General features: G+C 68.1%; 12 protein-coding genes. 5 read left to right on the forward strand and 7 right to left on the reverse strand.

Translation table 11 applies throughout. From position 1 onward, the window contains the following. Nucleotides 1-57 precede the first annotated feature (57 nt). Both ACFUEJ_RS19400 and serA read right to left on the reverse strand, forming a co-directional pair. Nucleotides 58-1,065 carry a 3-isopropylmalate dehydrogenase gene (locus tag ACFUEJ_RS19400; protein WP_226513656.1) on the reverse strand — a complete coding sequence of 336 codons (1,008 nt, stop codon included), beginning with the start codon at nucleotides 1,063-1,065 and terminating at the stop codon, nucleotides 58-60. Beyond that, nucleotides 1,062-2,657 carry a phosphoglycerate dehydrogenase gene (gene serA / locus ACFUEJ_RS19405; RefSeq protein WP_058252194.1) on the reverse strand — a complete coding sequence of 532 codons (1,596 nt, stop codon included), beginning with the start codon at nucleotides 2,655-2,657 and terminating at the stop codon, nucleotides 1,062-1,064. Before serA ends, ACFUEJ_RS19400 begins: the two co-directional genes overlap by 4 nt. Nucleotides 2,658-2,997: 340 nt before the next feature. Between serA and ACFUEJ_RS19410 the strand changes: the two genes are divergently transcribed. Beyond that, nucleotides 2,998-3,663: a trypsin-like peptidase domain-containing protein gene (locus ACFUEJ_RS19410; RefSeq protein WP_058252132.1), complete on the forward strand. Its 666-nt coding sequence runs from the start codon at nucleotides 2,998-3,000 to the stop codon at nucleotides 3,661-3,663. Nucleotides 3,664-3,800: 137 nt separating this feature from the next. On the opposite strand, the gene ACFUEJ_RS19415 is transcribed toward ACFUEJ_RS19410, so the two are convergent. From ACFUEJ_RS19415 to ACFUEJ_RS19430, 4 genes are all read right to left on the reverse strand, one after another. After that, a complete protein-coding gene (locus tag ACFUEJ_RS19415; protein ID WP_226513657.1) occupies nucleotides 3,801-4,646 on the reverse strand; it encodes an alpha/beta fold hydrolase in 846 nt (281 codons plus the stop codon). A 172-nt stretch (nucleotides 4,647-4,818) separates the two neighbouring features. After that, a complete protein-coding gene (ilvC, locus tag ACFUEJ_RS19420; protein WP_065632699.1) occupies nucleotides 4,819-5,832 on the reverse strand; it encodes a ketol-acid reductoisomerase in 1,014 nt (337 codons plus the stop codon). Nucleotides 5,833-5,950: 118 nt separating this feature from the next. After that, nucleotides 5,951-6,454, reverse strand: a complete 504-nt coding sequence (gene ilvN / locus ACFUEJ_RS19425; RefSeq protein ID WP_058252141.1) for an acetolactate synthase small subunit — start codon at nucleotides 6,452-6,454, stop codon at nucleotides 5,951-5,953. After that, the gene (locus tag ACFUEJ_RS19430) at nucleotides 6,451-8,415 is read right to left on the reverse strand and encodes an acetolactate synthase large subunit (RefSeq protein WP_058252142.1); all 1,965 of its coding nucleotides are present in this window, start codon (nucleotides 8,413-8,415) and stop codon (nucleotides 6,451-6,453) included. Before ACFUEJ_RS19430 ends, ilvN begins: the two co-directional genes overlap by 4 nt. A 348-nt stretch (nucleotides 8,416-8,763) precedes the next feature. On the opposite strand from ACFUEJ_RS19430, the gene ACFUEJ_RS19435 reads away from it, so the two are divergent. From ACFUEJ_RS19435 to ilvD, 3 genes are all read left to right on the forward strand, one after another. Continuing rightward, a complete protein-coding gene (locus tag ACFUEJ_RS19435; RefSeq protein WP_068972332.1) occupies nucleotides 8,764-9,219 on the forward strand; it encodes a PH domain-containing protein in 456 nt (151 codons plus the stop codon). 80 nt (nucleotides 9,220-9,299) lie between these two features. Further along, a complete protein-coding gene (gene mgtE, locus ACFUEJ_RS19440; RefSeq protein ID WP_065632697.1) occupies nucleotides 9,300-10,646 on the forward strand; it encodes a magnesium transporter in 1,347 nt (448 codons plus the stop codon). 269 nt (nucleotides 10,647-10,915) lie between these two features. Beyond that, nucleotides 10,916-12,760 (forward strand): dihydroxy-acid dehydratase, encoded by a 1,845-nt coding sequence (gene ilvD, locus ACFUEJ_RS19445; RefSeq protein ID WP_065632696.1) that lies wholly within the window; start codon nucleotides 10,916-10,918, stop codon nucleotides 12,758-12,760. A 70-nt stretch (nucleotides 12,761-12,830) separates the two neighbouring features. On the opposite strand, the gene ACFUEJ_RS19450 is transcribed toward ilvD, so the two are convergent. Then, nucleotides 12,831-14,045, reverse strand: a complete 1,215-nt coding sequence (locus ACFUEJ_RS19450) for a DoxX family protein (RefSeq protein ID WP_137809001.1) — start codon at nucleotides 14,043-14,045, stop codon at nucleotides 12,831-12,833. A gap of 108 nt (nucleotides 14,046-14,153) precedes the next feature. Between ACFUEJ_RS19450 and ACFUEJ_RS19455 the strand changes: the two genes are divergently transcribed. Beyond that, complete coding sequence (locus ACFUEJ_RS19455) at nucleotides 14,154-15,347, forward strand: PQQ-dependent sugar dehydrogenase (RefSeq protein ID WP_388031272.1); 1,194 nt, start codon at nucleotides 14,154-14,156, stop codon at nucleotides 15,345-15,347. Nucleotides 15,348-15,488 lie beyond the last annotated feature (141 nt).

The raw sequence follows: 15,488 nt of genomic DNA on the forward strand, positions 1-15,488 counted from the left end.
GAACCCGCCACCGAATCGGTGGCGGGTTCGTCCCTTGCTGGTGAATCTGCCTGCGAATCAGAGCCGTTCGCGGATACGCGCACCGATCTCGGAGGTGCTGAACGTACCGCTGCGCTCGGCGAGGTCGTCGGCGACGGCCTTCTCGATCCGGGCCGCGGCGTCGTCGTCGCCGAGATGCTGGAGCAGGAGCGCGACCGACAGGATCGCGGCCGTCGGATCGGCCTTGCCCTGCCCGGCGATGTCGGGTGCCGAGCCGTGCACCGGCTCGAACATCGACGGGTTGGCGCCGGTGGCGTCGATGTTGCCCGACGCGGCCAGCCCGATACCACCGCTCACCGCGGCGGCGATGTCGGTGATGATGTCGCCGAACAGGTTGTCGGTGACGATCACGTCGAAGCGGCCGGGGTCGGTGACCAGGTAGATGGTCGCCGCGTCCACGTGGCAGTAGTCGGTGGTCACGTCGGGGAACTCGGCGCCCACCTCCTCGACCGCGCGACTCCACATCGACCCGGCGAAGGTCAACACGTTGGTCTTGTGGACCAGCGTCAGCTTCTTGCGACGCTGCTGGGCACGCTGAAATGCGTTGCGCACGACGCGTTCCACACCGAACCGGGTGTTGACGCTGACCTCGGTGGCGACCTCGTGCTGGGTTCCGACACGAATCGCGCCACCGTTGCCGGTGTAGGGCCCCTCGGTCCCCTCCCGAACGACCACGAAGTCGATGTCGGGGTCGCCCGCGAGGGGCGAGGAGACACCGGGGAAGCGGCGCGACGGCCGCAGGTTGACGTGGTGGTCGAGTGCGAATCGCATCGTCAGGAGCAGACCGCGCTCCAGCACGCCCGACGGTACGGACGGATCGCCGATGGCGCCCAACAGGATCGCGTCGTGACGACGAAGCGACTCGAGGTCGTCCTCGGTGAGCAGCTCGCCGTTGCGGTGGTAGCGGCGTGCGCCGAGGTCGAACTCGGTGGTGCTCACCGACGGTACGACCGAGTCGAGGACGCCCAGCGCCTCGCCGATGACCTCGGGACCGATGCCGTCGCCGGCGATGACTGCGAGTTTCATGCGAGGTCGACCTGTTCGATGAGGGTTGCGCTGACCGCGTCACCGATCGCGGCGACGACCTCGTCGTCGAGGACGCTGCTGACGCGCAGCATCATGGTCGCGCCGCCACCCTCGGCGTCCTGCGACAAACCGGCCGCCAGGATGTCGATGCCGGCGTTCCCGAGCAGCGTTCCGATCTTGCCGAGGGAACCCGGCTGGTCGGCGTAGCTGACGATGAGGTTGTGCCCTTCGGCACGCAGGTCGAAGTTGCGGCCGTTGATGTTGACGATCTTCTCCACCAGGCGCGGACCCGACAGGGTGCCCGAGACATTGTGGGTCGAGCCGTCGGCGAACACGGCCTTCACGTCGACCACGCTGCGGTGGTTGGGACTCTCCGGCGCGGTGGTGACCTCGCTGGTCACGCCGCGTCCCTCGGCGACCGCGGGGGCGTTGACGAAGGTGACCGGCTCGTCGAGCACTGCGGAGAACAGGCCGCGCAGCGCGGACAGGCCGAGCACGTCGACGTTGTTCGCGGCGAGTTCGCCCCGTACGTCGACGACGATGGAGGTCGGCGGCTCCTTGCTGATGGCCCCGACGAGCACGCCCGCCTTGCGAGCGACCTCGAGCCACGGTGCGACCTCTTCGTCGACGGCGCCCCCGGTGATGTTGACGGCGTCGGGGACGAAGTGACCGGCCAGCGCCAGCCGGACGCTCTTGGCGACGTCGGTGCCCGCGCGATCCTGCGCCTCGCTGGTCGATGCGCCGAGGTGGGGCGTCACGACGACCTGCGGCAGCTCGAAGAGCGGCGAGTCGGTGCAGGGCTCGGTGGCGAAGACGTCCAGGCCGGCCGCGCGGACCTGACCGGAGTTGATCGCGTCGGCCAGTGCCTGCTCGTCGATGAGACCACCGCGGGCGGCGTTGACGATGACGACGCCCTTCTTGGTCCGGGCGAGCTGCTCGGCGCCGATGAGGCCCAGGGTCTCCGGGGTCTTCGGCAGGTGGACGGTGATGAAGTCGGCGCGCTCGAGGAGTTCGTCGAGGCTGACGAGCTCGATCCCGAGCTGGGCCGCACGAGCCGGCGACACGTAGGGGTCGTAGGCGATGATGTGGGTTTCGAAGGCTGCCAGCCGCGCGGCCACCAGCTGGCCGATGCGGCCGAGTCCGACGACACCGACGGTCTTGTCGAAGATCTCGACGCCGTTGAACGACGAACGCTTCCAGGTCTTCTCGCGCAAGGTGGCGTCCGCGGCCGGGATCTGGCGCGACGCTGCCATCAGCAGCGCGACGGCATGTTCGGCCGCGGTGTGGATGTTCGAGGTCGGGGCGTTGACGACCATGACGCCGCGCTCGGTCGCGGCAGGCACGTCGACGTTGTCCAGACCGACACCCGCCCGGGCGATGATCTTCAGCTTCTTGCCCGCGTCGAGGACCTCGGCATCCACGGTCGTCGCGGAGCGGACCAGAATGGCGTCGGCGTCGACGACCGCCTCGAGCAACTTGGGACGATCCGGGCCGTCGACCCATCGCACCTCGACACCGTCACCGAGTGCTTCCACGGTGGACGGCGCCAGCTTGTCGGCGATGAGTACAACCGGGCGGCCAGCAGAGCTCACAGTCATTTCTCCAGGTTCGGGGAGTGCGGTTTCACGAACGTCGGTACGGAGTGTCGATGACGACTCCGTACGACAGCTTAAAGGTGTGGTAGGTGCCGTCGAGCATGCGGTCTACCCCGAAACGAGAGCCCTGTCCCCCGGCACGAGTAGAGTGTGACGCGCATTACGGCAAACTCGCGCGGCGCATCACAGAAGTGTTGCAAACCGACCGCGGCTCGATCCCACGCCGCCGTGCGCGCGTGGGGCGCCCGGTACGGTGTGCTTGCCGCCCATCGCTAAGTTCCCGACGGGCGGCGATGCCCGTGATCGAGAACTGGTAGACCCGAGAAGTGGAGTGCGGATGACGAAGAAGCTGACAGTACTGTTGGCGGTTTTGGCTGCGACGGTGCTGGCCGGCTGGGGAGGGGGCGTCGCGGTCGCCGCACCGGCGAAGATCTTCATGGGAGGCGGGTCCGGAATCCTGGTGCTCAAGGGCGGCAACTCCGCCGCGGCCTGCACCCTGACCACCATCGGCCGCTCGAAGACCAACAAGCTCATCGGCGTCACCGCGGGACACTGCGGCACTCCCGGCCAGAAGGTCTACTCCGAGACGTTCCAGGACCGCGGCCAGGCAGGCACCATCACCTACACCGCGCCGGATCTCGACATGGCGATCATCGAACTCGACGCCTCGCGAGTCGTGCCGCTGCGCACGGTCCGCGGCGTGACGATCCGCTCGGTCGACCAGGCGCCGCTCGCCTTCCCGACCATCGCCTGCAAAGAAGGCCGGACCACCGGCAACACCTGCGGCATCGCCTGGTTCTCCGACGGCGACGTGCACGTCAGCCAGATGTGCGTCATCGAAGGTGACTCCGGTAGCCCCGTGGTCGTCGGCGACCGGCTGGTGGGCATGGTGAACGCCTACTACTTCCTCGGTTGCCTCGGCCCCGAGACCGGCACCAACATCCAGCCGATCCTGAAGCGGATCGCTTCGCTCGACGCTTACAAGGGATTCCGGGTCGCCTGACGACTCTGGGTCCCACCCCCACCGACGCCCCGGATGGTTTCCCTCCGGGGCGTCGTCGTGTGCGGGGTGACGTGCGCAGTGAGGCGCCGGGACGACTGCTCGGGCCGAGCACGACCCGGGTGGTCAGCCGGCTTCGGTCACCGGGTGACCCCGAGCCAGTCCTCGATCTCCCGGGTGACCGCTGCCGTCACCTCCAGGGGTGCGAGATGTCCGACACCGTCGAGGATCACGGGGTCGCGGCGGTCGGGCAGGAGGTCTCGTAGCTGCGTGGCCTGCTCGACGGGAATCCACGGATCGTCGGCGCCCCAGCCGATCCGCGTCGGGCATCGAACCTGAGACAGGCGTTCCGCGACGGGTCTGGTATGCTCCGGCCGCAATGCCGCGATCTGACGATAGAACCCGGCCTTGCCGTCCCCGCCGAGCCACGGACGAGTCAGCTCGTCGAGGTCATTGTCCGTCAGCCGGTGCCGCGCGGCACCGGCGATGTACTCGCGCACCAACGCCGCGTGCAAGGGGTCGGGAAGTTGCTCGAAGACCTCGGTGTTGTCGGCGACCAGTCGGAAGAAGGGCGACCCCCACGGATCGAGAGTCACGATGTCCCAGAGGAACAACGACGCGTACTCGCGACCGTGGAGCAGATGCGCGCCCAGTGCCACCGCGCCCCCGATGTCGTGTGCGATCACGTGCGGCCGCGTCAGACCCCACTGAGACTGCAGCACAGCGAATCTCGACATCTGGGTCGCCAGATCCACCGGTGCGTCCGTGACCATCGACTGCCCGTATCCAGGCATGTCCCACAGGAAGACTCGGCGACCGAGGCCGATCTGTTGCGCCACGCCGGCCCACACGTACGCCGACCACGGAGTCCCGTGGCACATCACCACATCGATGTCGGTGTGCCCCGCCGGCTCGAGAACATATGTCGCAACACGCTCCACGTCGACATAGACCGGCGGTGGCAGAACGATCCCTTGGCTGTCCACGAGTCAGACATTAAACCCGTCGAGCCGAACCCACCCATTTTCGGTATTTCCTCACCCCGCGACCCCGGTGGGTTTGCCGAAAAGGGGTGGGTCTGCGGAGACGCACGCGGGCCCGCACCACATCGGTGCGGACCCGCTGTCGGCGCTACGTTCAGCGCAATACCGCTGCGACTCAGGCGGTCTCGGTGATCGGACGATCAACCCAGCTCATCAGGTCGCGCAGCTTCTTGCCGGTGACCTCGATCGGGTGCTCGGCGTTGTCCTTGCGCAGGCCCTCGAGCTCCTTGTTGCCGCCCTCGACGTTGGCGACGAGGCGCTTGACGAAGGTGCCGTCCTGGATGTCGGTGAGGATGCCGCGCATGCGCTCCTTGGTGTCGGCGTCGATGACCCGCGGGCCCGACACGTAACCGCCGAACTCGGCGGTATCCGAGACCGAGTAGTTCATGCGCGCGATGCCGCCCTCGTACATGAGGTCGACGATCAGCTTGAGCTCGTGCAGCACCTCGAAGTAGGCCATCTCGGGGGCGTAACCCGCCTCGACCATCACCTCGAAGCCGGTCTTGACCAGTTCCTCGGTGCCGCCGCACAGCACGGCCTGCTCGCCGAAGAGGTCGGTCTCGGTCTCTTCCTTGAACGTGGTCTTGATGATTCCGGCACGACCACCGCCGATGGCGCTGGCGTAGCTCAGCGCAAGCGCCTGGCCCTCGCCCTTGGGGTCCTGGTGGACGGCGATGAGCGCGGGAACGCCCTTGCCGTCGACGAACTGGCGGCGCACGAGGTGGCCGGGGCCCTTCGGGGCGACCATCGCGACGGTCACGTTCTCCGGCGCCTTGATGAGGCCGAAGTGGATGTTGAGACCGTGGCCGAAGAACAGCGCGTTGCCGTCCTGCAGGTTCGGCTCGATGTCCTCGGTGAAGATCTTCGCCTGCGAGGTGTCGGGCGCCAGCACCATGATGACGTCGGCCCAGGCGGCGGCCTCGGATGCGGTGAGCACCTTGAGGCCCTGCTCCTCGGCCTTGGCCTTCGACTTGGAGCCCTCACGCAGACCGATCACGACGTCGACGCCGGAATCGCGCAGCGACAGCGAATGCGCATGGCCCTGGCTGCCGTAGCCGATCACCGCGACCTTGCGACCCTGGATGATCGACAGATCCGCGTCGTCGTCGTAGAACAGTTCGATGGCCACTATGTTTCCCTTCGATATGTGGTGTCCCTGGCGGATTCTCGGAATCCGTCGGGATTCGTAATTCCCTTGTCGCTCCTCGCCGATGCTCAGATGAGCGCGACGACAGCGGGATTCTCTGTCAGCGGTTGGCCGACATGCTCTTCGGTCCCCGACCGAGGGTCACCGCGCCCGATTGCGCGATCTCCCGGATTCCATACGGATCGAGCATCCGCAGAAGTGCTTCGAGTTTTTCCGACGTGCCGGTGGCCTCGATCGTCAGCGACTCGGGCGAGACGTCGATCACCTTGGCGCGGAACAGGTTCACCACCTCGATGACCTCGGTGCGCACCGTCGAATCCGACCGCACCTTGACCATCATCAGCTCGCGCGAGACCGAGCTCGCCGGGTCCTGCTCGACGATCTTGATCACGTTGATCAGCTTGTTGAGCTGCTTGGTGACCTGCTCGAGGGGAAAGTCCTCTACCGAGACCATGATGGTCATCCGCGAGATGCCCTTGAGCTCGGTGGGGCCCACGGCGAGTGACTCGATGTTGAATCCGCGCCGCGAGAACAGCGCCGAGATCCGCGCGAGGACGCCGGGTCGGTCTTCGACCAGGACACTGAGGGTATGGGTGGTGCTCACTGCTCGTCCTTCTGGTTTGCGCGATCGGCCGGCGCGTTGTCGACCGTTTGATGGCCATCCATCGCCTGGTGGATCTCCACCGGACCCGACGCCGATTCGTCGTCGTCGAACAGCGGCCGGATGTCGCGGGCGGCCATGATCTCGTCGTTGCCGGTACCGGCGGCGACCATCGGCCACACCTGGGCGTCCTTGCCGACGATGAAGTCGATGACCACCGGGCGGTCGTTGATCTCCCGCGCCTTCGCGATCACCTCGTCGACGTCCTCCTCGCGCTCGACGCGGAAGGCCACGCAGCCCAGCGCCTCCGAGAGCTTGACGAAGTCCGGGATCATCCGCGAGTGCGTCGACAGATCGGTGTTCGAGTAACGCTCTTCGTAGAACAGCGTCTGCCACTGACGCACCATGCCCAGGTTGCCGTTGTTGATCAGCGCCACCTTGATCGGGATGCCCTCGATCGCGCAGGTGGCGAGTTCCTGGTTGGTCATCTGGAAACAGCCGTCACCGTCGATCGCCCAGACCTCGGCGTCGGGGTCGGCGGCCTTGGCGCCCATGGCGGCGGGCACCGCGTAGCCCATCGTGCCCAGACCACCGGAGTTGAGCCAGGTGCGCGGCTTCTCGTAGGAGATGAACTGTGCGGCCCACATCTGGTGCTGGCCGACACCTGCGCAGTACACCGCGTCCGGGCCGGCGGCCTTGCCGAGGGCCTGGATGACGAACTCCGGCGACATCGAGCCGTCGGTCTGACGGTCGTAGCTCAGCGGATAGGTCCGACGCAGGTTGTCGAGGTAGGACCACCACTGCGAGATGTCGGGAGTCGAGCCGCTGGTCGCCCGCTCCTCGCGCAGCGCCTCGGTGAGCTCGGCGATGACCGCCTTGCAGTCACCGACGATCGGCACGTCGACGGGCCGGTTCTTGCCGATCTCGGCGGGGTCGATGTCGGCATGGATGACCTTGGCGTTCGGCGCGAACGACGACAACTGTCCGGTGACCCGGTCGTCGAAGCGTGCTCCGAGGGTGATCAGCAGGTCGCTGCGCTGCAGGCCCGCGACCGCCGCCACCGTGCCGTGCATGCCGGGCATGCCCAGGTGCAGCTGGTGGCTGTCGGGGAACGCGCCGCGTGCCATCAGCGTGGTGACCACCGGGATGCCGGTCAGCTCGGCCAGTTCCAGCAGCTCGGCCGACGCGTTCGCCTTGATGACACCGCCGCCGACATAGAGCACCGGCGACTTCGCGGCGTTGATCATGCGGGCCGCCTCGCGAACCTGCTTGCCGTGGGGCTTGGTCACCGGACGGTAACCGGGGAGGTCGATCTGCGGCGGCCAGGAGAACGTGGTCTGCGCCTGCAAGATGTCTTTGGGGATGTCGACCAGGACCGCGCCGGGACGACCGCTCTCGGCGATGTGGAACGCCTCGGCGATGGTCTTCGGGATGTCGATCGCCCGGCTGACCAGGAAGTTGTGCTTGGTGACGGGCATCGTGATACCCGAGATGTCGGCTTCCTGGAACGCATCGGTGCCGATGAGCGCGCGACCGACCTGGCCGGTGATCGCGACGACCGGCACCGAGTCCATCTGGGCGTCGGCCAGCGGGGTCACCAGGTTGGTGGCACCGGGACCGGACGTGGCCATCATGACGCCGGCGCGTCCGGCGACCTGGGCGTACCCGGTCGCGGCGTGACCTGCGCCCTGCTCGTGACGGACGAGGACGTGGCGGACCTTCTGCGAGTCCAGCAGCGGGTCGTAAACCGGCAGGACCGCGCCACCCGGAATGCCGAAGACGACCTCGACACCGAGCTCCTCGAGGGAACGAACCACAGACTGGGCGCCGCTGACACGCTCGGGAGCAACGGTGTGCTGGGTTACCGCACGGAGGTTGCCCGCCGCCGGAGACTGCTGCCGCAGTCCTGCGTTGCGCGTCGGCTCGTTGCGGCCGGCGTCGGTGCGTGCTGTTGGTGCGCTCACTGCACGATCCTCATCTTGGTTGTGGAATCCGATATCGGTGATGGAAGTACCTGGCATGAAAAAACCCCCGACAGCTTCCGCTGTTCGAGGGTGGCGCGTCGATGCCGGTTGGGGGTCTGCGAGGTGACCGGTCAGGCGAAGACGCGCCAGCCGATTACTACGAGGATCCCGTTCTGCATCACGGGTTCACGGTAGGACTGTGTTCGGTTCTGAGTCAAACTCCGGACCACGCCGTCTCACCATCTGGGAAAACACTGGTCGAGTCGGTTGTCTGCGCACCTTCGATTTCGGTCCGGCGCGACGAACCCGTCGGCGAGAGGCCTCGGGGCCGGTTGGCACAATGGAGCGGTGCCGACTGATTCCACCGACCCCGTAGACCCGAAGACCAGCGCGACCCCTGCCGACGACGTCGCATTCGACTATCCGGTGACGTTCCGTATCAACCGGACCGCCTACTTCACGGTCCCGATGGCCGCGCTGGTGGTCGTGCTCCTGGTCGGCGCCTCCCCGTGGTTTGCCTTCGCCCTGATCGTCCCGGTCCTGGTCTGGTTGTGGATCCACCGGTTGCGGACCGTGGTCACCGAGAACGGACTCACCTCGGTGCGGATGTTCTCGACCACCGAGATCGCCTGGTCCGACATCGCCGGACTGCAGTTCCCGAAGTGGAGTTCGGTGCGTGCGGTCCTGACGGATGGCAGTCGAGTTCGTCTGCCCGCCATCGGTTTCCGTGATCTTCCCGCGTTGTCGCTCGTCAGTGGTGGCCGCATTCCGGACCCCTTCGAGGCGGCCCGCTCTGCCGAGTAGTCACGGTCTCCTCGTTTCCGGCACGGATCCGACTCCGCTCGGTCTCAGAGGCCTCCACCTGCCGGCGATAGAGTGCGGCCGTGGAGCACACCCGAACATTCGACGCCGGTGAACTCGACGAACTGATCTCGGCAGGTCGCCTCGCAGACGTCGGGACGACGCTGTCCGCGATGCCCGCGGGCGACATCGCCGCCCTGCTCGACCGGCTCCCCCACAAGTCCCGTGGCGTCGCGTTCCGTCTGCTGGCCAAGGACCTCGCGGTGGAGGTGTTCGACGATCTGTCGGCCGGCTCGCAGCGCCGCCTCATCGACGATCTGGGCACCGCGGACGTGGCCGCCGCCTTCGACCACCTCGACCCCGACGATCGCGCCGAGTTGCTGGACGAGTTGCCCGCGGGAGTCGCCAAGTCGCTGATCCAGCAGTTAACCCCGGCCGAACGCGACATGACCGCGGTGGTTCTCGGCTACCCGCGCGGTTCGGTGGGGCGTCGGATGAGTCCCGAGTTCGTCCACGCCCGAGAGGACGAACCGGCCGGCGACGCGTTGGCCCGCGTGCGAGAACGCGGACACGCCGCGGAGACGATCTACACGGTGCCCGTCCTCGACGGCGCTCGCTCGCTGTGCGGTGTGGTCAGCCTGCGCGACCTCCTCCTGGCCGACCCGGCCGAACCCGTCCACGACCTGATGAACAAGCCGATGTTCGCTCATGCCGAGGATGACGCCGAGGCCACCGCACAGAGGTGTGTGGACCGGGGAATCCTCGCCATGCCCGTCGTCGACAGCGACAGCCGCCTGGTCGGCGTCCTGACGATCGACGATGCCGTCGACGTCGTCGAGCAGGCCCGGGACACCGACGAGGCCCGTGCGGGCGCGCGTGAACCCCTCCGCGACCCGTACCTGTTCTCGTCCATCCTGTCGATCACGCGCGCCCGGATCGTGTGGCTGTTCGTGCTCGCGGTGTCGGCGATCCTCACCGTCAACGTGCTGGAGATCTTCGAGGGCACCCTCGAGCAGCGGGTCGCGCTGGCACTGTTCATCCCGCTGCTCACCGGGATCGGCGGGAACACCGGTTCGCAGGCGGCGACGACCGTGACCCGCGCACTCGCCACCGACGAGGTCGCCCCGCGCGACGTCGCCCGCGTCGCCGCCAAGGAGGTCCGCGTCGGACTGACCATGGGCGCGCTACTCGGACTCGCCGGGTTCACCGTCGCCGCACTCGTCTACGGCCTCGAGATCGGTGTGGTGATCGGCCTGACGATCCTGTCGGTGTGCACCCTTGCCGCGACCGTGGGCGGCGTGATGCCGCTGATCGCGAAGTCGATCCGCGTCGATCCCGCGGTGTTCTCCACGCCGTTCATCTCGACGTTCTGCGACGCCACCGGCCTTCTCCTCTACTTCTCGATCGCCAAGACGGTGCTGGGGATCTGACCCCGACCGAGGACGGCACCGGCGCGGCCCGGCCCGCACGCCCGAATGGTTTTGTTACCCATCGTCACAGCGGAGTAGCCTGCTTCTCGGTGCTCCCTCACGCCCACCCTCAGCGAGGCGGCGCCCGTCAACACAGTTTCACCCCCGGCCACAGCCCGTGGGAACACACCCGGGGTCGCGGTGTTGAGCCGAAGAGTCCGGCGCCGGTCCGTCACCGCACGTCCGATCGCGCCGGGCCGCCTGAGCCACACGATCGATTCGAGGAACCCATGCCTGCTCTGAGGTCACGTACCACCACCGTCGGCCGCGAAGCCGCCGGCGCCCGCTCCCTGTGGCGCGCCACCGGGATGACCGACGACGACTTCGGCAAGCCGATCGTGGCCATCGCCAACTCCTACACCCAGTTCGTGCCGGGGCATGTGCACCTGAAGGACGTCGGCGACATCGTGGCCGAGGCCGTGCGGGCCGCCGGTGGCGTGCCGCGGGAGTTCCACACCATCGCCGTCGACGACGGCATCGCGATGGGTCACGGCGGCATGCTCTACTCGCTGCCCAGCCGCGAGATCATCGCCGACTCGGTCGAATACATGGTCAACGCCCACACCGCGGACGCGCTGGTGTGTATCTCCAACTGCGACAAGATCACTCCCGGCATGCTCAACGCCGCGATGCGCCTGAACATCCCGACGGTGTTCGTCTCCGGCGGGCCGATGGAAGCCGGCAAGGCAGTCGTCGTCGGCGATGTCGCACATCCGTCGTCGGACCTGATCACCACGATCTCGGCGTCGGCGAACAGTGCTGTCGACGACGCCGGACTCGACGAGGTCGAGCGGTCGGCGTGCCCCACGTGCGGTTCGTGCTCGGGCATGTTCACGGCCAACTCGATGAACTGTCTGACCGAAGCTCTCGGACTGGCACTGCCCGGCAACGGCTCGACGCTGGCCACCCACGAGGCCCGCCGCGCCCTGTTCGCGCGCGCCGGCACGGTCGTCGTCGATGCGGCGACACGTTGGTATCGCGACGACGACGCATCGGTGCTGCCGCGGAACATCGCCACGCCGACCGCGTTTCGCAACGCGATGGCCCTCGACGTCGCGATGGGCGGTTCGACCAACACCGTCCTGCACATCCTCGCCGCCGCGCAGGAGGGAGAGGTCGCCGATTTCGACCTCGGAGTCATCGACGAGATCAGCCGCAACGTGCCGTGTCTGTCGAAGGTCTCGCCGAATTCGGACTACCACATGGAGGACGTCCACCGGGCCGGCGGAATCCCGGCGATCCTCGGGGAACTGCGCCGCGCGGGCCTGCTCGACGACACCGCGTCGACCGTGCACACCCCGACCATGGCCCAAGCGCTCGACGACTGGGACATCCGCGGCGGCAAGGCTATCGACGAGGCCGTCGAACTCTTCCACGCCGCACCGGGCGGCGTCCGCACCACCACTCCGTTCTCGACGTCGAACCGGTGGAGTTCGCTCGACACCGATGCCGCAGGCGGTTGCATCCGCGACCTCGAGCACGCCTACACCGTCGAAGGCGGTCTGTGCGTGCTGCGCGGCAACCTCGCCCCCGACGGCGCTGTCCTGAAGACCGCGGGCATCGACGAGGACCTGTGGCACTTCGAGGGCCCGGCCCGTGTCGTCGAGAGCCAGGAAGACGCCGTCCAGGTCATCCTCTCCAAGACCATCCAGGCCGGCGAGGTACTCGTCGTGCGGTACGAGGGTCCCGCGGGTGGCCCCGGCATGCAGGAGATGCTGCATCCGACAGCCTTCATGAAGGGCACCGGGATGGGCAAGAAGTGCGCCCTCATCACCGACGGCCGGTTCTCCGGCGGGTCATCGGGCCTGTCGGTCGGTCACATGTCCCCCGAAGCCGCGTCGGGTGGTGCCATCGGACTCGTCGAGGACGGCGACCCGATCCTCATCGACGTCAAGACCCGCCGCCTCGAGGTCCTGGTCGACGACGAGGTGCTCGCCGAGCGCCGCGCCAAGATGGAGGCCTCCGAACGGCCGTGGCAGCCGAAGGACCGTCAGCGCACGGTGACCACCGCACTCCGCGCGTACGCCAAGCTCGCGACGTCGGCCGACCGCGGCGCGGTGCGTCAGGTCGACTGACTCCTCACCACAGAGTGCGGGGGACGTATCGGATTCCGATACGTCCCCCGCGTTCTGTGTCGGTGCCGACTCAGATGAGCGGGTTGCTCCCGTTGGCCAGGACCCAGACCGCGACGGCTGCCGCCACGCCGACGATGAGCCAGAGGAACGAGCCGACGAACGGCCGTCGCGCCCAACCCCGCGGATAGTCGAGTGAGTACAGACCCGGGCCGGTCAGGATGACGACCGCCGCGGCCACCGCGAGGAAGAGCTCGAACTCGACCCCGCCGGCGGCGGCGAAGAACGAGAAGCCATCGGCCATCGACATCTTGTAGGCCGCGGCGACGAGCATGGTGCCGAGGATCGCCGACGCCCCGATCGGGGTCAGCAGCCCGAGGATCACCATCAGTCCACCGATCGTCTCCGACAGCGCACCGACGATGGCGAGGATCTGGGCGTAGTCGGCGGTGAAGCCGGCGTCGACGAGCATGGACTCGAAGCCGCTCAACCGCGGACCGTTCCACAACCCGAAGAGCTTCTGCAGGCCGTGCGCACCGACCAGGCCGCCGAGCGCAACACGCAACAGCAGCAAACCCAGGTCGATGGTGCCGCGCCGCGATTTCGCGAGCGCGTCCTCGAGGTCGTCGTCGGCCCCGGCACCGCGCCGATCATCGGTGTCGTCGTCGGTTCGGCGCCGCCCGAACCGACGTCGACCGCGCGGCTCGTCGTCGAGCACCTCGGTGTCGGACGCGGCGTCGTGCGCTCGGGCGCGGGAGATCAGATCGTCGTCGTCATCGACGAAGTCGTAGCGCGCGGTGCCGACCGGCGGCAGGGCGGGCTCCGGGGTGGTGACCGCGTCGTCGGCGGTCTGCACGCGCGCGGGGCCGGGCTGTTTGGCGAACTGTACGGTCTCGAAGTCGTCATCGGACGGTGCACCCGTTCCGGCGGGAGGCCGTGAGGTCGCCGCGACCGGTCGCGTCGGCGCCGGGCCGGGCCGAGGAGTCGCGGCCGGACCAGCGGCGACCGAACGGGTCTCGACGTCGCCGGGATCGAGGTCGTCGAGGTCGTCCACCCGGGAGTAGGGGGCCGGCGACCGCCGGGCGTGCCGGTTGTAGAAGTCGTCTCGGTCGGTCACCGCGGGTGGCGTCGGCGGGCCGGCGTCGGGACTCGAACTGCCCGCCCCGGGTCCGGTGCCGGGTGCGCCGGTCGCGCCGCCCGGGACCGGGATCTGTCCGGTCGGTTCGTCGTAGGGGCTCGTCGCCGGTGTGTCGCGCTCGCTGGTGCCCGACGTGTCGCGTTCGCTCACACGCCCGACTCTAGAGGCTCGCGGACTGCGGTCACCGGACCCCGACGGGGTGAGTCGGGGCACTACGCTCGGGGCACCGCCACCCGGAGCACCATTACTGTGGACGGCATGTGGAAGGGGCGCCCGACGGGCACGCGCGACGATGCCCGGACGAGTTCAGCCGCGACGGCGGACCGCCGGGTGTGGGCCCGGTGGCGAGTGCTGGTGACGTTGCTGACGGCGGTCGTGGTGCTGGTCGGCGGCTGCGCGGACTTCAGCGCCCAGGACAATCAACGCGAGGCGGGTGCGTTCAGCCCCAACAACCGGCCGAGCGGCCAGCCCGAACCGACGCCACCGCCGGAGACCCCGCGCGAGACGCAACCGCCACCGACCGGCCCGTGCGTCGACCCCGACCCCGCGGTGATCGCGACGTGCCTCGCGTCCACCGGCGGTGTGATGCCCGGCGACGAGCAGGGCGAGGTCACCGTGGTCGCCGAACGTACGACCGGCAAGATCATCACAACCAAACGCTACGGGCCTGCCCGGACCCTGGGAGAGACGCCGGTCGATGCGTCCGGTGACGGCGGTCTGATCGATTTCGCCTACTCCCCCACCTATTCTCAGGACCGGTTGATCTACGCCTACATCACGACCCCGTCGGACAACCGCATCGTCCGCCTGGCACCGGGAGACGTGCCCAAGCCGATCCTGACCGGCATCCCCAAGGGCGCCACCGGGAACATGGGCGCGATGTACTTCCGGTCGCCGACCGAACTCGTCGTCGCCACCGGCAATGCGGGGAATCCCGCGGCCGCGGACGATCCGTCGTCCCTCGCCGGCAAGGTACTGCTGGTGACCTCGTTCACCTCTGGCGACGGCCCTCGGCCGGCGATCCTCGCATCCGGCTTCGGGTCGTCGGTGGCGTTGTGTCCCAACGCTTCCACGGGGACGGTCTACGTCGCCGACCAGACGGCCACCGAGGATCGCGTGCAGGTGCTCGAAGAAGGCGGGCCCAAGGTGCTGTGGACGTGGCCGGACCGGCCGCAGATCGCGGGTTGCGGGGTCGCCGGCGGCAGCATCTTCGTCTCGACGACGCGCACCCAACGGATCGAGGCCATCAACGAGCCCACTCGCGAGGAGCCGACGATCACCGCTCCTGCTGTCGTGCTCGACCGGCGGTACGGTGCGCTCGGCCGGATGGCCGCGCTCCCCAATGGGCTGCTGCAGGTGGCGACCGTCAACAAGGAGGTGGGTTCAGCGAAGCCCACCGACGATCGCGTGTTCCGCTTCCTGCCCTCCGGCGGTGGCAACGACCGGACGTGACCGGGACGCGCCCTTCGTGGCTCGTCGCTGGCGCTCCTCGCACCTCAGCCTGGATCCGTGGAAGGAGTTCAGGTGGGGTGGGGTTGGGGCGCGTGATCGCCTGATTGTGTTGTGGGCGTGTGGTATTCGCTGACCTGTGTC

Origin of the sequence: Gordonia sp. NPDC057258, assembly GCF_042668985.1 — a bacterium.
Taxonomy (GTDB): Bacteria; Actinomycetota; Actinomycetes; order Mycobacteriales; family Mycobacteriaceae; genus Gordonia; species Gordonia hongkongensis.